General features: G+C 54.2%; 24 protein-coding genes. 5 read left to right on the top strand and 19 right to left on the bottom strand.

Features of this window, described 5'->3' with window-relative positions; translation table 11 throughout:
* Positions 1-22: 22 nt before the first annotated feature.
* On the top strand, positions 23-1,120 hold the full coding sequence (locus tag BLP79_RS09230) for an ABC transporter ATP-binding protein (protein ID WP_090218358.1): 1,098 nt from the start codon (positions 23-25) through the stop codon (positions 1,118-1,120).
* Positions 1,121-1,142: 22 nt separating this feature from the next.
* Here the strand turns inward: BLP79_RS09230 and BLP79_RS09225 are convergent, their stop codons facing one another.
* Positions 1,143-1,817 (bottom strand): helix-turn-helix transcriptional regulator, encoded by a 675-nt coding sequence (locus BLP79_RS09225; RefSeq protein WP_090218357.1) that lies wholly within the window; start codon positions 1,815-1,817, stop codon positions 1,143-1,145.
* Positions 1,818-1,850: 33 nt separating this feature from the next.
* Entirely contained in the window at positions 1,851-2,159 is a 309-nt protein-coding gene (locus BLP79_RS09220) for a hypothetical protein (RefSeq protein WP_090218753.1), read from the bottom strand.
* Between the two features lie 217 nt (positions 2,160-2,376).
* On the opposite strand from BLP79_RS09220, the gene BLP79_RS09215 reads away from it, so the two are divergent.
* The 4 genes from BLP79_RS09215 (at position 2,377) to BLP79_RS09200 (ending at position 4,832) form a co-directional block, all read left to right on the top strand.
* Positions 2,377-2,592, top strand: coding sequence for a twin-arginine translocase TatA/TatE family subunit (locus BLP79_RS09215; protein ID WP_090218751.1), 216 nt, complete (start codon positions 2,377-2,379; stop codon positions 2,590-2,592).
* Positions 2,593-2,598: 6 nt separating this feature from the next.
* A complete protein-coding gene (tatB, locus tag BLP79_RS09210) occupies positions 2,599-3,015 on the top strand; it encodes a Sec-independent protein translocase protein TatB (protein ID WP_090218355.1) in 417 nt (138 codons plus the stop codon).
* Positions 3,012-3,869: a twin-arginine translocase subunit TatC gene (gene tatC, locus BLP79_RS09205; RefSeq protein ID WP_090218353.1), complete on the top strand. Its 858-nt coding sequence runs from the start codon at positions 3,012-3,014 to the stop codon at positions 3,867-3,869. The genes tatB and tatC overlap by 4 nt, the downstream gene beginning before the upstream one ends.
* Before the next feature lie 123 nt (positions 3,870-3,992).
* Complete coding sequence (locus BLP79_RS09200) at positions 3,993-4,832, top strand: ATP-binding protein (protein WP_090218352.1); 840 nt, start codon at positions 3,993-3,995, stop codon at positions 4,830-4,832.
* On the opposite strand, the gene BLP79_RS09195 is transcribed toward BLP79_RS09200, so the two are convergent.
* The 17 genes from BLP79_RS09195 to BLP79_RS20165 all read right to left on the bottom strand — a co-directional run bounded on the left by BLP79_RS09195 (position 4,814) and on the right by BLP79_RS20165 (position 21,746).
* Positions 4,814-5,284 (bottom strand): NUDIX hydrolase, encoded by a 471-nt coding sequence (locus BLP79_RS09195; RefSeq protein WP_090218350.1) that lies wholly within the window; start codon positions 5,282-5,284, stop codon positions 4,814-4,816. The genes BLP79_RS09200 and BLP79_RS09195 overlap by 19 nt on opposite strands.
* Positions 5,285-5,316: 32 nt before the next feature.
* A complete protein-coding gene (locus tag BLP79_RS09190) occupies positions 5,317-6,606 on the bottom strand; it encodes a M23 family metallopeptidase (RefSeq protein ID WP_090218349.1) in 1,290 nt (429 codons plus the stop codon).
* 103 nt (positions 6,607-6,709) lie between these two features.
* Entirely contained in the window at positions 6,710-7,357 is a 648-nt protein-coding gene (locus tag BLP79_RS09185; protein ID WP_090218347.1) for a protein-L-isoaspartate(D-aspartate) O-methyltransferase, read from the bottom strand.
* A complete protein-coding gene (gene surE / locus BLP79_RS09180) occupies positions 7,354-8,136 on the bottom strand; it encodes a 5'/3'-nucleotidase SurE (RefSeq protein WP_090218345.1) in 783 nt (260 codons plus the stop codon). Before surE ends, BLP79_RS09185 begins: the two co-directional genes overlap by 4 nt.
* Before the next feature lie 166 nt (positions 8,137-8,302).
* Complete coding sequence (locus tag BLP79_RS09175) at positions 8,303-8,950, bottom strand: SDR family NAD(P)-dependent oxidoreductase (protein WP_090218343.1); 648 nt, start codon at positions 8,948-8,950, stop codon at positions 8,303-8,305.
* An 84-nt stretch (positions 8,951-9,034) separates the two neighbouring features.
* Complete coding sequence (locus tag BLP79_RS09170; RefSeq protein WP_232716176.1) at positions 9,035-9,598, bottom strand: DUF2199 domain-containing protein; 564 nt, start codon at positions 9,596-9,598, stop codon at positions 9,035-9,037.
* Positions 9,599-9,716: 118 nt separating this feature from the next.
* Positions 9,717-11,231, bottom strand: a complete 1,515-nt coding sequence (gene purF / locus BLP79_RS09165) for an amidophosphoribosyltransferase (RefSeq protein WP_090218342.1) — start codon at positions 11,229-11,231, stop codon at positions 9,717-9,719.
* Positions 11,232-11,400: 169 nt separating this feature from the next.
* Positions 11,401-11,580: a hypothetical protein gene (locus BLP79_RS09160; protein WP_139163188.1), complete on the bottom strand. Its 180-nt coding sequence runs from the start codon at positions 11,578-11,580 to the stop codon at positions 11,401-11,403.
* 91 nt (positions 11,581-11,671) lie between these two features.
* Complete coding sequence (locus BLP79_RS09155) at positions 11,672-12,352, bottom strand: Hint domain-containing protein (protein ID WP_090218338.1); 681 nt, start codon at positions 12,350-12,352, stop codon at positions 11,672-11,674.
* A 364-nt stretch (positions 12,353-12,716) separates the two neighbouring features.
* Complete coding sequence (locus tag BLP79_RS09150; RefSeq protein WP_090218336.1) at positions 12,717-13,271, bottom strand: CvpA family protein; 555 nt, start codon at positions 13,269-13,271, stop codon at positions 12,717-12,719.
* Positions 13,272-13,310: 39 nt separating this feature from the next.
* The gene (radA, locus tag BLP79_RS09145) at positions 13,311-14,675 is read right to left on the bottom strand and encodes a DNA repair protein RadA (protein WP_090218334.1); all 1,365 of its coding nucleotides are present in this window, start codon (positions 14,673-14,675) and stop codon (positions 13,311-13,313) included.
* A 107-nt stretch (positions 14,676-14,782) separates the two neighbouring features.
* Positions 14,783-15,763: a phosphoadenosine phosphosulfate reductase gene (locus BLP79_RS09140; protein WP_090218333.1), complete on the bottom strand. Its 981-nt coding sequence runs from the start codon at positions 15,761-15,763 to the stop codon at positions 14,783-14,785.
* Positions 15,764-15,898: 135 nt separating this feature from the next.
* Entirely contained in the window at positions 15,899-16,966 is a 1,068-nt protein-coding gene (locus BLP79_RS09135; protein ID WP_090218331.1) for a glycosyltransferase family 2 protein, read from the bottom strand.
* Positions 16,967-17,010: 44 nt separating this feature from the next.
* The gene (locus tag BLP79_RS09130) at positions 17,011-19,305 is read right to left on the bottom strand and encodes a glycosyltransferase family 2 protein (RefSeq protein WP_090218330.1); all 2,295 of its coding nucleotides are present in this window, start codon (positions 19,303-19,305) and stop codon (positions 17,011-17,013) included.
* On the bottom strand, positions 19,305-19,931 hold the full coding sequence (locus BLP79_RS09125; protein WP_090218328.1) for a sulfotransferase: 627 nt from the start codon (positions 19,929-19,931) through the stop codon (positions 19,305-19,307). Before BLP79_RS09125 ends, BLP79_RS09130 begins: the two co-directional genes overlap by 1 nt.
* A complete protein-coding gene (locus BLP79_RS09120) occupies positions 19,928-20,959 on the bottom strand; it encodes a glycosyltransferase family 2 protein (protein WP_090218326.1) in 1,032 nt (343 codons plus the stop codon). Before BLP79_RS09120 ends, BLP79_RS09125 begins: the two co-directional genes overlap by 4 nt.
* A 157-nt stretch (positions 20,960-21,116) precedes the next feature.
* Positions 21,117-21,746: a methyl-accepting chemotaxis protein gene (locus BLP79_RS20165; RefSeq protein ID WP_090218325.1), complete on the bottom strand. Its 630-nt coding sequence runs from the start codon at positions 21,744-21,746 to the stop codon at positions 21,117-21,119.
* Between the last annotated feature and the right edge of the window lie 56 nt (positions 21,747-21,802).

Raw genomic sequence — 21,802 nt, 5'->3', positions numbered from 1 at the left:
ATCTGTAAAGGCACAGCAGCGCATGACCTCTTCCCCCGCATTAAACAGCGAACCCCCCCGGTTGGAGATCCGCAATATTCGCCGGTTCTTTGATGGCCGTGCGGTTGTGGATGATGTGTCCCTGCAGATCCGTGCGGGGCAGGTGACCTGCCTGCTTGGTCCCTCTGGCTGCGGCAAATCCACCACCTTGCGGATGATTGCCGGTGTAGAGATGCAGGACGAGGGGGAGATTTACGTCGATGGCAAATTGATCTGCGATACGGTCTATCGGGTGCCCCCAGAGCGGCGCGAGATTGGTCTGATGTTTCAGGATTTTGCCCTGTTTCCGCATCTAAGTGTTGCTGACAATGTGGCTTTTGGCCTGAAAGGTCCGCGCGAAGAAAAGCGGGCACGTGTGGAAGAGTTGCTGCGCAAAGTGTCGCTGGACCGCTACATTGATGAATATCCGCATCAGTTGTCCGGGGGCGAACAGCAGCGCGTCGCGCTTGCGCGCGCCCTTGCGCCGCGCCCTCGTATCATGTTGATGGATGAGCCGTTTTCCGGTCTCGACAATCGATTGCGTGATGGCATTCGGGATGAAACGCTGAGCCTGTTGAAAGAAGAAGACACAGCCGTTTTGCTGGTGACGCATGAACCGGAAGAGGCGATGCGCATGGCGGATGAGGTCGCTTTGATGCGGGGCGGCAAGATCGTGCAACAAGGCGCGCCTTATAATGTTTACACCCGACCGGTGGATAAGGCGGCTGTTGCCTTTTTCAGTGATGTCAACGTGATACAAGCGCGTGTGGACGGTGCGTTGGTGCAGACGCCCTTTGGAGAGTTTCTGGCACCGGGCCATGCGGATGGTACGGATGTCGAGATCGTGTTCCGCCCCCAGCATGTGCGGATTGACTTTGATCGCAACGGCAGTGGTCCGCTGCCCACTGCAACCGATGGGGTACCTGCGCGGGCGACCGTGGTGCGCGCGCGGTTCTTAGGCAATGAAAGCCTTGTGGAATTTCGCATGGATTTTGATGGCGCAGTGTTGAAAGCAACTGTGCCAAATGTGTTTTTGCCCGAAGCGGGTCGGGTGATGTGGCTGACGGTGCCACGCAACCGCTGTTTTGTGTTTCCGGTATAATCTGACGGCGTGAAACCTGCGCCTAGGAGTCGTAAGGTTTATAGTCGCTGATGCGTTTTCCGGGTTCATCGACAAACAGTTCGGGCAGGGCGCGGGCCTCTTCGATCAGATCAACGCGGAACACGCGGAAGGCCTCGCGGTGTTCACACCATGCGGTCAGCGTCCAGACACGGCCCCAATATTCCATATGCAGGGGGCGGATTTTGCGTTGGCTGAGCACACCGTCGATGCGGCGGTAAGTGAGATCAAGCTTTTGCCGGGCTTTGATCGCCGCGCGCAGGGTCGCCATATGGGAAAATCCGCGGGCGGCATCGGCAAAGGGATAGACTGCAAATTTCCAGGCGTCGGCTTCGGTGCGGGTTTGGGTCGGCAGGACTGCGTCCACCTTATCAGCCAAGGAGAGGGCGGCTGATTTCAGATCCGGATCTGCGGCTTCGGCGACAATAGCCATGCCCAGGTTCAGCGCCTCTAGTTCAGCCGGGGTCAGATTGAGCGGTGGCAGCGTGATTTGTTCACGCACCATATAGCCGACGCCACGTTCGCCTTCGACTGGAATGCCAGAGGCGACCAAGGTGTCCATGTCGCGGTAGATTGTGCGTGTGGACACCTCAAGCTGTGCGGCAATGTCCTGCGCGCGGTGCAATTGCCCGTCGCGCAGGATTTGGATGATTTCAAAAAGACGGTCAGAGCGGCGCATGAAACCAGCCTTGGCCCGTCAGAGGTGGGATCGTCAAGCATTCATACGCCAGAGAACCTCTTCGTGGCGCATCTTGGTGGTTTCAGGATCCAGAGCTTCCATCAAAGCGCCAAAGAAAGGTTGCGCGGGGAATAGCGCGGCAACGGATTTTGCGGCTGCCATATCTGCCCAGATGACATAGTCGGTCCAGGATCCGTCTTCTCCCTTTGTGAGCCAGCGCGCGATAAAGCCTGATTGCTTGCGTACAAAGGATTCAGTTTGTTGGCTGAGCGCCACGAAATCGGCATCTGTGACGCCTTTGGCCAATTTGAATGTGACGATTTCAGCAACGTGATGTGTCATATGCATCTCCAGTTTTGTGTGCCTGCCCTGAATAGCGACCTGCAACTGACACAAACCTGTCAGTTGTGATTTGACGGGGGGGAAATTTTCGAAAATCGTCGTCATAGGGTAGGGAAAAACCCGTTCGCTTCTGGTTGGTTTTACCGGTGGACGCTAGGCTGAGCGCAAATGGATATATGTCTGGTCAAAGCGCCGGGCTTTTTGAATGGAGGCTTTCATGCTTAACAATATCGGTCTTCCCGGTCTTCTTCTTATTGCTGTTGTGGTTCTGGTTCTGTTTGGCCGCGGCAAGATTTCTTCGCTGATGGGCGAAGTGGGCAAAGGTATCACTGCCTTTAAGAAGGGTGTGAACGACGGCACAAAAGAGCTGGAAGACGACAAAGCGGAAGAGGTGGTTGATGTGACGCCGGACACCGAAAAAGACAAGGCGTAAGATCACATGTTTGATCTGGGCTGGACCGAGCTTTTGGTGATTGGGGTTGTGGCACTGATTGTGGTTGGCCCCAAAGATCTGCCCGTTCTGTTTCGCAATGTTGGCCGTTTTGTTGGCAAGGCGCGTGGCATGGCCAATGAGTTCAGCCGCGCCATGCATCAGGCTGCGGATGAGAGTGGCGTGAACGACATGGCGAAAGGGTTGAAAACCGCAACCAACCCGGTGGGCAGTGCGATGGATGGGGTGAAGGAGGCGGCAAAAGATATTGCTTCCACCTTTGATCCCAAAGAGTTTTCTGCAGATTTGAGCGATGAGCGCGCGGAAGATGCGCGCAAAATTCAGCAAGCAACGGCTGAGGCTGCCACAGCGCGCAAAGAGGCAGACGCTGGTGCAGCGGCACCGGAGAAGAAGGCAGATACATGAGCCAAACTGACGAAATTGATGACTCAACAGCGCCGCTGATTGAGCATTTGGCCGAATTGCGCAGCCGGTTGATCCACTCGGTTGTGGCCTTTTTGGTGGGCATGGTGATCTGTTTTACGGTTGCCACGCCTTTGTTCAACTTTCTCACCCATCCTTTGTGTCAGGTGCTGGAAGAAGGTGGCCAGGATTGTGCGTTGATCTTTATTTCACCGCAGGAAGGCTTTTTTGTCGCTATTAAGATTTCGCTTCTGGGCGGTTTTGTCCTGGCGTTTCCATATATCGGCTTGCAGATGTGGCGCTTTGTTGCTCCGGGTCTTTACCAGAATGAAAAAGGTGCGTTTCTGCCGTTTTTGGTCGCATCCCCTTTCATGTTTCTGCTGGGCGCGTCCTTTGCGTTCTACGTTGTAACACCTTTGGCCTATGATTTTTTCTTGGGCTTCCAGCAGTTTGGGACGACGGGTGAAGCTGTGGCCTCGGGGCCTGCACAGAATCAGCCGGGTCTTAGCGTGGTGTTCCAAGGGTCGGCGCAGGAATATCTGAACCTGACGATCAAATTCATCGTGGCGTTTGGGCTGTGTTTCCAACTGCCTGTATTGCTGACGCTGATGGGTAAGGCGGGTCTGGTGAGTTCTGAAGGTCTGGGATCTGTTCGCAAATATGCGGTTGTGGCCATTCTTGTTCTGGCGGCATTGGTGACACCACCGGATGTGATCACACAGGTGATTTTGTTTGTAGTGGTTTATGGCCTTTATGAGATTTCGATTTTGTTGGTCGCCCGGGTTGAGCGCAAACGCGATGAAAAGCTGCGCGAAGAAGGCTACTTTGAGGACGAGGACGACGGCGCAGATCACTGATCCATCTCTTAACTAAAAACGTAGTAAGGCACCGGGCACTCCGGTGCCTTTTTGCGATATCATCTCTTGTTGGCCATGAGAGAACGTGGTTTTTAGGCATGAGCAACACATGAGGAGCCACATATGGAACAGGACGCTTTGGAGCGCATTGCAGAGGCCTTGGAACGTTTGTCTCCTCCGCCGCAAGAGGCGCCTGATTTTGCTGAGGCTTCGGCGTTTGTCTGGCATGTCAGCCCCGACCGCTTGGAGCCAGTGACTGAGATCGCCCGTATTGAACTGGCTTTGTTGGTGGGAATTGACCGGGCGCGTGATACGCTGATGGAAAATACGCGTCAGTTTGCCCAGGGTTTCAGCGCCAATAATGCGTTGTTGTGGGGCGCGCGCGGTATGGGGAAATCCAGTCTGGTCAAGGCCGTTCATGGCCGTGTTGCCAGTAAGCACCCCGAGCTGAAGCTGGTTGAGCTGCAACGGGATGATTTGCCGTCGATCCCAAGATTGCTGGCCCTGCTGCGTGAAGCGCCGTATCAATTTATTCTGTTCTGCGATGATCTGTCGTTTAGTCACGATGATCAGCATTACAAAAGCCTGAAAGCAGTCCTGGATGGCGGTATCGAGGGGCGGCCTGCCAATGTGATCCTTTATGCGACGTCAAACCGTCGTCATTTGATGCCACGAGATATGATCGAAAACGAACGCGGCACTGCGATCAACCCGTCAGAAGCCATCGAAGAGAAAGTCTCGCTCTCGGATCGGTTTGGCCTTTGGTTGGGCTTTCACGCCTGTGATCAGGAAGATTTCCTGACTATGATCCAAGGCTATTGCGATGTCTTTGGTATCGAAATGGAGCCTGAGACGCTGCGCAGTGAAGCGATTGAATGGCAAGCCACGCGTGGGGCGCGTTCGGGTCGTGTGGCCTGGCAGTTTTTCACGGATCTTGCCGGGCGTCACGGCGTGCGGGTGTAAAGCCGCTCTTTCAATCCAGTTGGAAACAGCGCAGGACCGCCCGGTTGATCCAGGGCGGTCAGATCAAACCAGCGCGCGGTGCAGAGCATTCCATTGTCTTCTGCAAAGGTCAGTGTGTCTTGGGTTTCAAACACGCCTTTGGCAAAGCTGATCTCAGCGCAAAATACAATCTCATGCCCCGTTGCGCCTTCGTGTTCGAAAATATTCTCTAACACAAAAGGCGGGCTGATGATCTGGATCTCCTGGGCCAGTTCTTCCTGAAATTCCCGCATCAGCGTCTGTTGCCAGGTTTCGCCAAATTCGATGGTTCCGCCCAGAGGTCTAACGCCCTTGATCTGTCCGGAATCGTTTGGGACCTCAGCGGCAAGCAATTGCCCGCGGCGCCAGTGCAGACCCAGTGCTTTTACACGGATCTGCGGGGCTGGACGCCAGATTTGACTGTGTTGTGGCATATCACCGCTCTCTGATCTCAGCGCAAAGCGCCTTAGTTGAGATAGGGGAGCGGGTCGACGCTTTCGAACCCGTTGCGAATTTCAAAGTGAACAAAGGGATTTGGTTCATCGCGCAGGGTGGCGATGGCTTGGCCCCGGCTGACTTTGTCGCCTTTGTTGATCTTGATGTTATCGACGTTGGCATAGACCGACAGAAGTTTTGCGTCATGGCGGACAACGATGATCGGGATACCGTTTGAATCTTCGGTGATGGCCGCCACGCTGCCTGCGGCCGCAGCACGGACCTCGGAACCAGCGCCACCAGAAATATCAATGCCGTCGTTTTTCCCTTTGGAGTAAGCGCGGATGATTTTTCCCTGCACCGGGAAGACCATGGCGGCTTCAGATTTGCGGGTTGGCTCTGGAACCTTTACCACTTGTTGCGGTGTGGGTACCACGGCGGCCGGGGCGATGTTTTCCTGCGGGCGTGGTTTGCTGGCGCTGGGCGGGACAGGTGTTGAAGATCCTACGCCGGGTGCTGTGACGGCAGGCGCGGCTGCGGAAACTGTGGCTGCGGCAGCTTCGCGCTGAGGTGGTTTTTGGTCTTTGATTGGAATGAGCAGATATTGCCCTTCACGAATGGCAAAATCACTGCCAAGCCCGTTCCATTCGGCCAGCGCTTTGACCGGGACCTGATACAGGCGTGAAATCGTAAAGGCGGTTTCACCCCGTTTGACCTGATGGCGCACGGGTTCTGGCCCATTCTGGACGCGAACCGGGCTGGGGCGTGGCGTAGGTTTGGGTTTTGGGCGAATTGTAGACGGGGTGACCGAGCCGGGATTGGGTTTGCTCAGCGGCGCCTCTTCGATGGCTTGCCCTGCGAGCGAGGCAATATCGACCCCACCGGGGGCCGCTGTGCCGGTGTTGGGGGTGATTTCAGGTGTTGGAAGCACATCCGGTGCGCGGCGCGGCAGGGCAAGGATTTCACCTTTGCGCAGCTCGTCGCTTGGCTCGATGCCATTGTATTCAGCCAGTTCCGCAATCGGGAGGCCAATCCGCGTCGCCACATCTGCGACCCGGTCGCCGCGACGTGCAACAGCGACCTGATAGGACGGATAGGTGATCAACCCGCGATCATCGCCTTCGGGGCGGTCTTTGGTCGCTGTGCGCACAGCTTCGCTGGTGTTAAATGCGCCAATCGTTCCACGTAAATCATAGTCCTTGGGAAATTCTTCACAGGCAGCTAGAAACCCACAGAGCACCAAAGCAGCGCTGCCTTTTCCAGTGTTACGTAGGGTGATGGCGCGCAGGCGCGCGGCACAGGCCGGGACGGTCACTTGCATTCCGCTCTCCTCAAATCAGCGCCCCCTTTTTGGACCGGGGGTTCCGCAAAATTCACATGCAATTTTCAACGCCAATCAGATCGGCGAAGATTTGCCTCTTTTCTTAGGTGTCTTTGCCCAGACCCTCAAGGAGGGGCACGAAGCGAACCGGGCTTAACTCGTCATATTCGAAGCCATTGGCGGTTTTATGCACACGAATCAAGGTCTGTACGTGATCTGACTGGCCAACGGGCACCACCATGATACCACCAACCTTGAGCTGCGTCAGCAGGGGGCCGGGGGGATCCTCGGCGGCGGCGGTCACGACAATGCGATCAAAGGGCCCCTGTTCGGGCAGGCCAAAGCTGCCATCCCCCACCAGCGAGGTCAGATTGCTGAGTTGAAGCTGATTAAAAACCTCGCGGGCTTCGCTGACCAGACGGGCGTGCCGGTCGATGGTGTAGACGCGCCGGGCAAGGCGCGCGAGGATTGCAGCCTGATACCCTGAGCCTGTGCCCACCTCCAGCACCGTATCACGGGGTGAGATCTGCAAGGCCTGTGTCATCACGCCAACGATGGAGGGTTGTGAAATGGTCTGGCCGCAGGAAATCGGCAGCGGCACATCTTCATAGGCGCGCTCAGAAAACAGACCGCGTACAAAAAGACCCCGGTCGATGTTTTCCATCGCCAACAAAACAGATTCGTCCGTTACCCCTTTTGACCGCAGGGCAAACAGGAATTGCATTTGAGTTTCGGGATTGGGTCCGTTCATTCGATTGCCTTAAGCGCCGCAAGTGCATCATAGGCGGTGAGATCTGCGCGCATCGGGGTTACTGAGACAAAGTCTTGGAGGTTCGCGGCCGCATCGGAACCGGCTTCGGTTTCAACCTGTTGATTGCCGCCTTGGATCCAGACGTAGCGCCGCCGGTTGGGCGCTTCCTGCTGGTCTGCGCTGAAATTCACCCCTGAACGGCGTCCCTGTGTTACCGCGCGCAGGCCTTTTACCTCAGCGGCGGGGACAGGGGGGAAGTTGATATTGTAAAACAGTTTATAGGGGGATGAGACGACTGGGGACGCTGCAAGAGTTTTGCGAACCGCTTCGGCGCCATGTTGTGCTGCGGCTTCAAATGGGTCGCTCAGATCTTTGTTGCGAGGACCGAAATACTGCGACAGTGCCATCGCTGGCACCCCTTGCAAGGCGGCCTCCATCGCGGCGCCAATGGTGCCGGAGTAAAGCGTGTTTTCAGCGGAGTTATTGCCCCGATTGACGCCAGAGAGCACCAGATCCGGTGGGGTGTCTGCCATGACCACATGTAAGGCTGTCAAAACGCAATCTGCAGGAGAGCCATCGACTGAAAAGCGCTGAGGCCCATGTTCGTTGAGCATAAAAGGGCGTGTGTAGCTGATGCAATGGCCAACACCCGATTGTTCAAAGGCCGGGGCAACCGTCCAGACCTCTCCTTCTGGTCCGGCAAGAGTGTGGGCGATGCCTTCCAGCGTTTTCAGGCCGGGTGCGGTGATACCGTCATCATTGGTGATTAGGATCCGCATAATCTTTTCCTCTTTGCATCATCAGCGCTAGATTTCGAGACTCTGAATAAGATCAGTCCTGAGACCGGGCAAGAGATTCACAAATATGGCAGAAATCTGCACAGAGGACTTGCAGGATAGCCACAGCCTGTAGCGGCTATGGCACACAGGCCGTGATTGGCGTGGATCAGCGCTGGAGGATAGCAGGCAGAAGGCGTGCAGCTTCGCTGGTTGTGGAATGCAGGGGATCGCGATCTTCGCCGGGGTAAAACCGTGCGCGCAGAGCAGTGGGCATGGGCTGTGGATCAAGAATTTGCACCGTGGGCCCCGTGCTTGTCGTTTCCGCCTGCCAGCTGCGCACAAGCGCCATTTGAGCGGCTTTGGTGGCGCCATAAGCGCCAAAGAATTTTTCACCGCCATGTGGATCATCAAAAAACACGGCTTGCCCGGTCTGGCCGAGCAGGGGCGACACATAGTTGATCAGCAAAGACGTTGCTGTTGCGTTCACAGCAACAGATTTTTCCCAGTCTTTTGCAGACACAAAGTTTGCTGGGGCAAGCGGGGCGGCGTGAATCGCGGTGTGCAGCCACAGATCAAGAGTGCCCCAGCGATCATGGATGCCGCGACACAGGGTGGCCATTGCTTCGGGGGTTGTGACGTCCATCGGGGCAAGGGTTGCTGTGCCACCGGCGGCCTTGATACGATCGTCGAGTTCTTCCAGCGCACCGGTGGTGCGGGCAACTGCGACAATATGATGGGTCGGGGCGAGGGCCTCTGCCAGGGCCGCGCCCAGGCCGCGCGAGGCGCCAGTGATCAAAGCGAGTTTCTGTGTCATATCTGCCTTGTGATCGCTTGCCGCGGTGGGGTCAAGAGGCAGGTTGCCGCGTCTCTGTACAACGGGTTTTCAGGGACAAATTCTTTAGGAATCATAGACCAGAGAGGGAATATCGTGGCCATAGCTGTGGAGCATGCCCAAGAGCTCTTCAAAGGTGAGCCCCCGGTTTTGCAGCTCATTCAGCGGATGTCCCGGTTCGGCGATGTCCAATTCGGGATACTGTCCCTCTGATCGCATCACCAGAGTGCAGGCGGCTGGTTTGCCTTCATGCAGAGGAATGACATTTGCCAGCCAGACTGGGCGTTTGGGTGGCAATTCCTCTTCCTGGCCATCAAATATCGCCAGATAGGTGTGAAAATCTTCAACCGGCAGATTGGCCCAGGTGCCCAACACAAATTCCGCGCCGGCGCTGTTGGCGACGGGGAACGTCAGGATTGCGCGTATAAAATACAGCTCTCCTAGGCGGCAAAAATCCTCGGTGAGGATATCGCCGTTTTCAGCTACAATAGCGGAGTTGTCTTGCACGATCAGATCTTCCGAGCAGATGTCTGGGCGATCACAGGACAGGCTGAGGAGTTCGGCAAAGGTGGCCCCACAGCATCGGCATTTGCGCGATGCGTTCAGGATACGCAAAAGATGTGGGTCCAAACTGGGGTCCTTTGGTCGAGACACCAAAGGCGCAGATCCGAGATCAGCGCCTTTGCGTAGAGTTAATCGTGGCTCTCTTACGCGTCTGATCCCGCAAGATCAAACCGCAAATCAGATTTTAGCCAGCTGCCGCGCTGTTCCAAGAGGCCCCTTGCGCTGGCATGTCTTCAATTTTCTTGCTCACCCGGGTGCTGTTTTCCAGACCATTTAGATAATCTTCGGTGATATTGCCGGTGATGTAGTTGCCATCAAAGCAAGAGCAATCAAAGGTTTCGATCTCTTTGTTGCCTTCGTGTGCAGCCCAGACCAAATCTTCCAGTTTTTGATAGATCAGAGCGTCTGCGCCGATTTCCTCGCGGATTTCTTCGATCTCGCGGCCATGGGCGATCAGCTCATGACGGGTTGGCATGTCGATGCCATAGACATTTGGGTATTTCACAGGTGGAGACGCAGAGGCGATATAGACCTTTTTAGCACCCGCATCGCGGCACATCTGGACGATTTTGGTGATTGTATTGCCGCGCACGATGGAATCATCGATCAACAGTACATTCAGGCCTTTCATTTCCAGCGGGATGGCGTTCAGTTTTCGGCGCACGGATTTCTGGCGTTCTTGCTGACCGGGCATAATAAAGGTGCGGCCCACGTAGCGGTTTTTCACCAAGGCTTCGCGGTAGCGAATGCCGGTTGCGTTTGCCACTTCCAAGGCCACGGGACGCGCTGAATCCGGCACTGGGATGATGCTATCAATTTCCAGACCAGAGTCTTGGATTTGCTTTGCCAGGGTCTGCCCCATACGCAGCTGGGTTTTATAGACAGAAATGCCATCCAGCATGGAATCGGGGCGGGCAAGGTAGACATATTCAAAGATGCAGGGCGTTAGCTTGCCTTCGACGGCCTGAATTTCGTGTAGGTTACCGTCCAGATCTACCAGCATGGCTTCGCCGGGTTTGACATCGCGAATTTTGGAGAAGCCATTGATATCAAAGGCGACATCTTCTGAAGCGAAGGCGTAATCCAGCCCGTCCTGGCCTTCACGCTGGGCGACTGAAAGCGGGCGAATGCCATTGGGATCACGAAAGGCCAGAAGACCGACGCCTGCGATCATGCAGATCACGGAATAGGCGCCCTGAACACGTTCCATCGTCATCTTTACACCGGCAAAGATGTTGCGGATGGGATCAGCATTGCCGTTCACTTTCATCGCGTCGGCGACTTTGTCGGCCAGAACGTTCAGCAGAATTTCGGAGTCTGAGGTGGTGCGCAGATGACGGCTATATTTCGCAGTGACCTTTTCGCGTTGTTCAGCCGTGTTGGTGATATTGCCGTTGTGCACCAGATAGATGCCATAGGGTGCATTCACGAAAAACGGCTGTGCTTCGGAGGCGCTTAAAGAGCCCGCAGTGGGGTAGCGTACATGGCCCATGCCGATTTTCCCGGTCAGGGTTTCGGCGTCGCTGGCATTAAAGACGTCTTTGACCTGACCGTTGGCCTTGCGTTCGCGAAAGAATTCGCCGGTGTGGGTCACGATGCCAGAGGCGTCCTGACCGCGATGCTGGAGCATCAATAGCCCATCATAGATTTCCGCAAACACATCGCTGCTTTTGTTTGCGATACCCAAAATCCCGCACATAAAGTGGCTCCAATTCCAGTGAGGCGTGCCCTTTTCAGCAGGCAGCGCAGGTCGTCTTTGTTGTTGTGTCATCCCCAAAAGATCAGAGGATGCGCGTGTCTGTGGAAAAGCAATGGATGGGATCTATCCGCTCTGCAGAACCGAGACCCGACCAGTGCATTCCCTGTATTCAGGTTATGCGCTCGGTTTGATCATATGAGCTGCAGGGCCGCGCATAGGGAGCGGCATAGGTATGGTGTTTCATGATCGGCATCGCGATTTCAGCGGGCTCCGAATCCATTTGCACAGTGGTTGGCCCCCACATAATGGGAATATCGCCTGCTGTCATCAAAGGATCACGAATTCGCATTTTGTTCTGCAGAGATCTTTGCCCATAAAAAAAGACCCGCACGAGTGCGGGCCTGTAGGTGGGGAGGAACTGGCAGGGAAGTGGGGTGGGGTTAAGCTGCCAGCGGTGGGACTGTGGGGGTGTCCCGAAAAATGTCGTTGAGGGCAGAAGGCAGAACGTCTGCATCACTGCGGGGCAGGATTTGACCTGTTTCTTTTGTCACAAGGCTGCGCGTTTCGGTGAGGGAAAGCTGATAGAATGCGGTTTCTTCGGTTGTGCTACCGGAATGCAGTAGCATGCCACATTCGGACCAGATCAGCTCTTCTTCTTCAAATTCCAGATGTACACGTGCCAAACGCTGGGGCATGGCTGGGGTGATGCCTTTGTAGCCCGCCAGAGAGACGAGTTTGGCAACAACAACAGGCATATCAAAGAGCATTTCAGCGGCGTCGAGATCCAGAGCAACAAGTTGATCAGCAGGCATGTTCAGATCACGATCATTGCCCAGGGCACCGGCGGGCACATGCATCATTGCGGTCAGACGTGGTACGGAATGCTTAACGCGGCGCACCTCTTGGGTGCCTCCGTCAAAGGTGTAAACCTTGTCGCCTGCTTTCAGGCTGCGGGCCTGAACAAAGCCTGCGTCTGTTTCAACCAAAGTTGCGGGAAGGAAGCCGCCAGTTTTTGGACGGACACGGGATTTCACCAGATCTGCGGTTTGTGAAAATGGAAAATCTGCCATGAAATCAGCGGGCTGATAGTCTGAAAACGCTGTGGTGTGATCCAGAAGCATGATGCCGTCCCTTCTGAGAATGTGCCTGTGAGCCTGTGCTCTCGTGTTGTTGATCCTATGTGCGGCTCGAATTGGGCCGAAAATGGGGCAGACCTGCGGCCAATTTGGAATTTATGCAATTTTAGGGAAAAACGAGGTGTTTTCCCCATGATTGTTAACCAATTCGGCCGGAAATTTAGGAAAAATTAACAAAGGTTACTTGATTTCCCTTGTGTTTTCGTGGATCGGAACAAAATTGCGAACACGATTCGTAACAGATTCGTGTAGTGACAGCTGATGAGGGCAGAGTGCGGCGAAGAGCGAGGCCGAAATAAAAAAGGCGCCACAAAGGGCGCCTTTCATGATTATGTCAAAGAGAGTGGCGTTAGAGTTCGCAGTGCGCCATCAATTCTTCGTATTTCTGAGTGACCCAGCCCAGAGCCTGTTCTGGGTTACGCTCTTCGATTTTGCCAATCATGCGGTCAAACACAGCGGCAGAGCGGCTGTCATCGACAATCTCAAAGCTTTGTCCTGTCATGACCACATTATAAAGGAAGAAGGCGATGGCGACCAAAAGGATGCCGCGCAAGACGCCAAAGAAAAATCCGACGCCCTGATCAAGCCCGCCTAAAATCGAGCGTTGCACCAGGCTTGAAAATAGCGGCGTGAAGAAAGACACAACCACAAGAGCCAATGCAAGCACGCCAAAGAATGCGGCGATGATCGCCAATTCGCAGCTGTCCGCAAGGAATTCCCCGACGATGGGAATTTCTGCCATCAATGGTTCGGCTTGGGGCGCGAACATAAAAGCCAAGATGGCGGCGGCAAACCAACCTGCAATCGCCATGGCTTCTCGCACAAAACCACGCGAATAGGCTAGCAACGCTGAAACAACAATCACGAGGGCGACGACCCCGTCAACAATGGTGAAATCTTCCATAGACCTTCGCCTGTATCCTGCACAAAATTTGTTGCGACCTTATCCTGCTGCGAAGTATTCGCCAACAAATCCGACCAAATCACTGGCTTTCTTTAAAGAGAGGCCCGGTATTGTTACGGATTTGCCGCCACTTGGAGCAATAGCTGCGGAGAAACCAAGTTTTTGCGCTTCTTTCAACCGGTTTTCTGCCTGTGGCGCCGGTCTAAGGGCTCCTGAGAGAGAAATTTCGCCAAAAATTACGGTATCTTTAGGTAATGCGGTATCTTCGCGTGCGCTGAGCAGGGCGGCTGCAACTGCAAGGTCTGCGGCTGGCTCTGAAATTTTCATACCGCCTGCGACATTCAGATAGACATCAAGCCCGGCAAACGGCACGCCGCAACGGGCTTCGAGAACGGCCAGGATCATTGCAAGGCGCGAGCTGTCCCACCCCACTACGGCACGGCGTGGCTGGGAATGAGGGGAGGGGGCAACGAGTGCCTGCATCTCAACCAAAACTGGCCGGGTGCCTTCGATCCCCGCAAAGACAACAGATCCCGGCGTTGGGTCGCCGCGATCTGACAGGAACAGGGCAGAAGGGTTTGTCACCTCAGCCAGGCCGCGACCGGTCATTTCAAAAACACCAATTTCATCGGCTGGGCCGAAGCGGTTTTTCACCGCGCGCAGAACTCGGAACTGATGGCCGCGCTCACCCTCGAAATAAAGCACCGTGTCGACCATGTGTTCCACAACACGCGGACCAGCAATTTGGCCTTCTTTGGTGACATGGCCAACCATAACGATGGAAATCCCGTTGGTTTTGGCAAATGTGGTGAGTTCATGGGCCGCCGCGCGCACCTGACTGACTGAGCCGGGCGCGCTGTCTACGGTGTCAGACCACATGGTCTGGATCGAATCGATAATGGCAAGTTCGGGCTTTTCGGCTTCAAGCGTGGTGAGGATATCGCGCAGATTGGTTTCTGCGCCCAGCAGCACCGGGGAAGAGGACAGGCCCAGCCGTTGTGCGCGCATACGCACCTGCGCTGAAGCCTCTTCGCCCGAGATATAGATGGTTTTTAGCCCGTTTCGGGCAAAGCGCGCAGCAGCCTGTAACAAAAGGGTGGATTTGCCGATACCGGGATCGCCGCCCACCAGAATGGCTGAAGCGGCAACCAGCCCCCCGCCAAGGACGCGGTCCAGCTCTCCGACACCGGAAAGCGTGCGCGGGGGCGGGGCTTCCTGGGTTGCCAAATCGCTGAGTTCCAGCCGTTTGCCGCGCATTGCGCCCAGTGATTTTTTTGCGGGCCCGCCAGCAGAGAGGCCTTTGTCTTCGGTAATGGTGTTCCATTCACCGCAGCCTTCGCACCGGCCGGACCATTTGGAAAACGAGGCTCCACATGCGGAGCAAGAAAAGGATGTTTTTGCCATGCCTGAGGTGTGGCAGATGTTTCCCTTTTGTTCAAGGGGTGAACCCTATCGGGTTCGCGTTGCTTTCCTTCAAGCGAATCTTTTGAGATGGGGGGTGCCATCTGCGCTTATTGAGCGCTATCGTCTGCCTTTTTCGCCTCTGGGGGCCAGGGGAATTCCCCGGCTTGAGACCGCTTCTGCAACCCTTGCAGGCGACGACGAAAACGGGGGGCCCGCAGGCGAGAGGTGACATTGCGGCACAGGAGGGCAACCATATAGGGACGGTCTTGATGATCAAGCTGTGCCATCAGCCGTTTGAGATAGCCACCATTATTGCGACGCGCACGCGTGTGTCTGTAAAATGCGCTTTCGCTCAGGGTGTTAGCCCCCAGATCTGCCATGAGTGCGTAGAGTATTTCCATCTCAATCAGGCGGGTCTGAATGGCAGTGCCCATAAAGGGCATGCGGAGACGCGTGACATTGGGCCGTGCAAAAAGCGCGGCATGCATCGCGTCCAGGGGTTCATAAGGGTCGTAGATGACAAAGGCTTTTGCTGCGCCATCCAGCATTTCAGGGGCATAGCCATAGCGATCAGTAAATGAGGTTCGGCGCATCTCGGTGAAGCGGTCGTCCCATTCGGTTATACGCGGATCAAGTGTGGCCTGTGGCTGAATGGCCAGAACAGTTGCACCGGGTGCTGAGACGGAAAAGGCAGAGGCCGCATAGCCGCACGGACCTGCGCCGTAAAAGAGGACATTGTCAAACTCTTCAAAAAAGCCATCATCGTCGAGCTGATCAAAGAATGTATAGACGTTTTCATCGCGAAACCATGTATCGCCATTTGAGACCAGACACAGATGAGACCAGCCTTGGTTGCGCACCAGATCAAACCCCAACGGCAGCGCCTGTTCAGAGAGGTTTTGAATGCCTTGCACTGTTTCAAAAGTCACCAACAGGGTGTTGCCGTGATCCACGAAGGTTGCAAAATGCCGTGCGCCAAGATCCTGATATAGGCCATGTGCTTCGGTCAGCTCAGCCAATTTGGCGCGCCAAGCTTTTGGTTTCAGGCCGGACAGATCTTGGTCCAGAGAATCGATGCCGTTCTGCATGTCCTTAGTCCTCAGTTTCCTGCGAATTCTACGCACGATGGTCTTGGGTAACGGATAAGCGTCGAATGCGGCCAAATTGGGAAAAACTCAGGCCGCTTTGCGGGCGCTTTCCCGATGGGGTGGGGTAAACTGTTGTCAGAGCGTGTCTTTTATGCCTGCGTCGTGGCGTTCCATGGTCGCAAACCCGCTTAGCGTTTGGGCTGTTACGGCGGTTATAGCACGGGATGGTGGGGTCATCATCAGTCTTGAAAACAGCGCGCGTGCGGGTTCTTTCATCATCAAGGAGCGAAATTGCCGGTGTCGCCAATTGACCGCTTTGTCATGCAGGCGTTGTAATTTCGCGTCTTCGGCCAGTAGCTGCATCACTGCATCACGCGCGGCTTGATAGCGGTGGATCGAAAGATCTTGATCCATATTGTAGTTGCGTTCCACCCAATAATCGAGGCTAAGCTGGTCTTGGGTATGAACAGCGCGACCGCGATCGGCTTTCAGGACATAGCTTTCCATCGCGCCAAGGGGGTAGTGATTGAGTTGTGCAAAACGGTAGTTGGGCTGACCGTAGTTGGAAAAGACCCGTTTGGTTTTAAAGGCCTCTCCCAGTTCGCGCCCTTCGCAATCAAACCAGCGGTAGCCGTCGAGCAGGCTGGGGTCTTTGACGCTGCGCGGACGATGCACCCCGGTTTTGCGATACACGCCGCTGTTGCGATAAAGCGTTTTGAACATGGTTGCGCGCCATGGCCAGTGAATAATTTCCGGGGCGCAACGGGTAAAGAGATCCGTCACGGGTGTTGGCTGGTAGCGGACCTGATCCGCATTGCCAAACAAACGCCACGTCAGGGTGATTGCATCTGCGTCGGGCAGGGCCTGCAACAGATCCGCCAGTTGACCATCCCCCACATGAATGTTCACAAATTCATCAATATCAAGTGCCAAGATCCAGTCTGCCTGCTTGACCAGTTTGTGCCGGTCGGCCTGCTTTAATGCATCAAACTGAATGCGCCCCTTTTCATGAGGCCCATCGTTGCGCAGATGGGTGAGGTGGCCAAGATCATCCAGCCGGTCGAGAATATTATCAGTGCCATCTTCGCAATCATTGGAAAAAACAAGAAAATCAGTAAAGCCAACGGCCCGATGATGGGCCAGCCATTCCAATAAAAATGCGCCTTCGTTGCGCACGGTCAGTATTGCAAGAAATCGGGTCACTCGGTGCTCTTTGAACTTGATACCATCGCTCTTTTTTTAGCGGATCAGCTCTCCATGTCCAACGCTAAGGCGTATGAGGCCCGTTCAAGGCTTGTCAGTTTGATCTTTTGGATCTGTTTATACAGTTCGGAAAATTCTGGGGTATTCTGCAGCTCGGCTGCTTTTTTTGCATGCCACTGGCACCCTGCCTGATGTAGATCCTGGACAGTTGGATCAGCGATTAGTGCGCCAAATTCAGCAGCGAGGCGCGCTTGGTTGCGTTGGATGGTGATATCTTGGTGGTCGTTCCAATCCATGCGGATCCAGTAGTTTAGCCCGATAGAGCGATCCACATGCAAGGCCCGGCCACGCTGGCGTTTGATCAGGAAGCTTTCTGCCGAACGCAACGCGTAATGGTTCAGCTGCAAAAGGTCGTAACCGATAGATTTGCGTGAATTTCTCCAGCCTTTGTTGATCACCTCGCGGGTCATGTCACGCCCTGAACCATTGACCCATTTGATCTGATTGCGTTTTTCTTCGATCAGTTTGTTGGGGCGATGGCAGCTGATTTTTTCATAAGCCCCAATGTTTTTTGTCATCGTTTTAAAGCCCCAGACTGTGTGAGGCTTGGGGCAGAATTTGGGGGCACAGTGGTCAAACTGCTGTGTGACAAATTCATTGTTCAGCGATTTTACATTGTTGTGACCGAACAATCGCCAGGTCATGGCGACATGGGTCGCATCTGGTGTCTGGTCAAAGAAGTCATCAAGCGTGCCGTTGCCGCAGCGCACGTTTATGAATTCATCCACATCAATATGAATGATCCATTCCGCGTTTTTGATCAGCGGCTCTTTTAAGGACTGGTTGAGCGCGTATTGCTGAGGAGAGTTGCCTTTCCAATTGTCATTGCGCCGATGTTGAACAATGCCAAGGTGTTGCAATTGATCTAAAAGTTGGTCTGTGCCATCGGTACAATCATTGGTGTAGATCAGGAAATTATCGACGCCAATGCTGCGGTGATGGGCAATCCATTCAAGGATATAGGGCGCCTCGTTTTTCATGCATCCGACGATAACCCGGCCAGATTGTTCAGAAGGCAGCTTGCGCGTGGGCATCACAGTATATTGTGGCGCGGCTTTGGTTTCGTCGACGGTGCCCAGCTTGTTGTGTGGTTTGAGCGGCGTTCCCTGCAAATGCGCATGATTTTTCTGCGCCAAAGGCGACATCAGCACGCGGGCCTGTTCTGAAATCTCGATCTGTTTTAGGGACTTTGGGGGGCTGATCCCGTCGAGGAAAGCCATGACATACGGGGTTGGCCTAAACCCTTGGGTTGGATCGGCTTCCTGCCAGGGGCGGGGTGATTCTGTATAATCGAAGGTTTCAACAGGTAGGGTTTTATGCGCTTGCGCAAAGGCCAGATTGGCGCTGTGAAACGCCTTTGAAATGACAGTTAGGCCATGCATGTCCATTGCATCGCCTGCTACGGACACCTTGCTAAGAAGCGCGCGCCAGTCTTTGCGGGGAAACGCCTCTTTACGCTGGGCTGTGATCTGCAACAGCTGTGTGTTGATTTGCCGCGCGCGGGAGAGCCATGCGGCGGATGGGAGATCCGGCAGTGCCGGATCAGTATCGATGAGATCCAGATTGCTAATGAGGGGGCGACAGAGGTTTTGGCGAACCTCCGCGTTGAGCGTGCGTGCGCCAAGGCCGCGGTGGAATTCTACTGCGTCTTGCCCAAATACGCTTTGCCATTGTGCGGCAAGCGCCGAGAAGTCGAGCCAAAAGGGGGCACCTTGCACCTCTGAGTATTGTCCAAGTGCAGGTGTCATCTGGTGCCATGTTGCAAGGCAGGCAGCCCGCCAGTCTTTTTCACCAACAAGATCAAGGTCCCGCGCCAAGGATGCAGCGCGCCCTTCAAGTACTTGTTCTGCGTAGTGGTTTCGCAGCATATGGGCGGGGTCGCTTACATGGGCGATGATCTTAAATCCGCTTGCAAACGGAGACAGCAAATCTTTGAGCCGCACCAGTTCGCTTTCCCGGTGCAAACAGGTGCCAAGCTGGAGTGCGCTGAGCAGTAAAACATCTGGTTTTGTCGATGAAAGCTCTTGCGCAAGCTTGTCTTGCAAGGCCTCTCTCAGCTGTCTTTGACGCGCAGGAGAGGCAAAGCCGCGATTTGCGCGCAGGTTGCACACAGCATCTGGGTCTGAGACGGCCATGAAAAGGCGAATATGGTTTAGCGCGCCGGGGCTTTCCGGATAGAGAATGCCAGAGTCAGATAAGCGCGCGCGGTTGTGCGCCAGTTGGCGTTGAACCACGGTTGTTGCAGAGCGTTCCAACCCGATGTGCAGATTAACTTTCATCAATTTTCCGAAGGATTTGGGTTGGCGTTCTCACGCCCCCACCAGGGTAAGTCTCGACCAAGGAATTTGCCGATTTTTGACTGTGCATCGGGATCTGCAACATCAACTTCGAGAAAATCGGAATCATCCCGAAACCAGTGATTGAGCGTTTCGTGATGGGCGCTGATCCAACGAATTTGTTGATCTGTGGTCGACCCAAATCCAGGCGGTAGACCGGGTACCGGATATTGGCCAAGGCGTTTGGTACCAAGATTGTTCCAGTTCATGATAGAACGCGAATGGCTTTCGGGTTCTCGCCGGGTGGCGATGAATTTAATATTGGGGTAAAACTGTTTCAGGCGGCGCAACAGCATAAAGTCGCACTGTGCCCAGATGGATTTTTTGCCATGCATAAAATTCATTTCTGAAATGGCTTCGTAGCGCTGCATGTAGTGCATTGGATCGCCGGATTTGTAATATCCACGATAAAGAAGCTCTGCCACAAATACACGTCTTTTGCCAGGTTCATCGCGTTCACGTTCGCGCAGCCGATGATCTGCCACCCGGTAGCCTGCTTCGCGGAGGGCGCGTGCCAATGTTGATGTTCCTGATTTTGGAAGCCCGAGATTTACAACTTTGAGGGTCATGTCGTGAGGCCCCATTTCTTTATGAAGCTGATTTCAGCAGGAGGTAGCGACGGAGCTGTTTTTAGTTGTTCGCGCATGGCAACAAAGTCTGGCTTTTGCAGCAATGCTGTGATTTTAGCGCGATGAGCGTCGACGCAGGCCTGGTGGAGGCTTTGGGTCTTTGGGTCTGCCAATAAAGCTGACATTTCTTTCTTTAACGCAGGAAGGTAGCGGTGAATTGAAGGATCTGTCCAAGCCGCATCGTTGCGGGTTGTCCAATAGCTGTCGTCAAAAGCCCGATGCTCGCGATTTACGTCTCCCCGATCGTTTTTGACCAGATAGCTTTCAAGCGAACGTAAAGCGTAGTGATTGAGCGTTGCAAAGGTGCGTGCGCCTTTGGCTGGGAATTTACGTTTATGTGCTGGATCCACAGCAACGAGAAAACGATGTGGTACCTCACGCCCTGCAGCATCTGTCCAGCTTGGCTTGTCTGTAGTGTTTGTTCCCCTGCGTAGAAAAGGCCGATGAGCGCCGTAATATTGTAGCGGAAAATCAGCCCTGACGAGGGTTTTGACTTCGATAGCTGGATCACCATTCCAGATATCCGGGTCATGACTGCGCGTGAACTGGGCGATCACCGGGTCATCTTGGAACTTTTCAACGCCGTCATTTGCAAAAAATTGGAACGGGATAGAAATGGCGTTGGGCGTGCCGCAGGCGTTTATCAGATCGGGTATCCGGTTTTGTCCGATGTGGATGTTCAAAAACTCATCCACATCTGCAATCCAGATCCAGTCTGCCTGATTTACAATAGCGTGATTGGGCGCGTCTTTGAGCGCTTCCATCTGGTATTTTCGCCCTGTGGCTGGATTAGGCAGGTGATGTACAATGCCACGGCTGGCAAGCGCATCCAGCAGATGATCGCTGCCGTCATCACAGTCATTCGAATATATAAGAAAATCACTGACACCGATTACACGGTTGAACGCGATCCATTCCAGCAGAAACGGGCCTTCGTTTTTGATGCAGGTCACGGCTGTGATTTGCAACTGTGATCTCCTGACCTAGCGCTTAGTGAAGGGAAACGCGGCCCCTTCACGATATGTGTTCAGCGGTTTACACGAGTGCTTAAATTAGCAGTCAAATGGGGTCAATTCATGGCAAATTTTCCCTTAATTTGCATGAAATTGACCTTTGATCTCGTCCTTAGCTTCGTAAAAACCCTGCTATATTGTCCAGTAGGTTTTGTGTTTTGCCAGACAGCTCACGAATTTCTGTTGCGATCACGGCGAAGCCTTTCCCCATGTCACCTATTCGTGCGGCTTCGATTGAGGCATTGAATGCGATCAGTTGGATGTTGCGTCCGACGTTTTCTGCATTTGAGATCGCCTGCATCATCTCCTTTTCGCGGTTTTTGTCGTGGTCTGCCTGCGTTTCAAGCAAATGTGTCGTCATCTCCAGCAGAAAGGCGGAAACACTGGGTTCCATGACAAACAGGCAATGTTGCCGGAATTCTTCCGTGACCTGAGGAAGGGTGTTGATGTCTTGATGTTTATGCGTGAGATGCATCAGCGGCTGCAAGGTTTCCAATGCATCCATGCGCTTTTGTTCGAGCGCGTCTGGAAATTTGTGTTCCAATTGAGTGAGAAATTCAGGAAGTTGATCCCGAAGCATTTTTTCCGCTTTTTCGAGCCGAGAGACAGATAGATCAAAAACATTCTTCGCTTGCGCGACGTTGTTCTGCCCTCCCATCAGAGACAGCAGAGAAAGCGCGGCAATACGGCTAGGGCCAATTGCCAGGAAAGCTGTGTTTTGAAGTTCTGTTAGGGTTTTCATAGGACACCGGTAATCGTTCACATTCTCATATAAAGAAAATTGGTTACCGGCTTGGT

This window comes from Epibacterium ulvae (assembly GCF_900102795.1).
Classification (GTDB): Bacteria; Pseudomonadota; Alphaproteobacteria; order Rhodobacterales; family Rhodobacteraceae; genus Epibacterium; species Epibacterium ulvae.
Note: the sequence above shows the minus strand (reverse complement) of the source record. Positions and strands in the feature narration are given on the sequence as shown.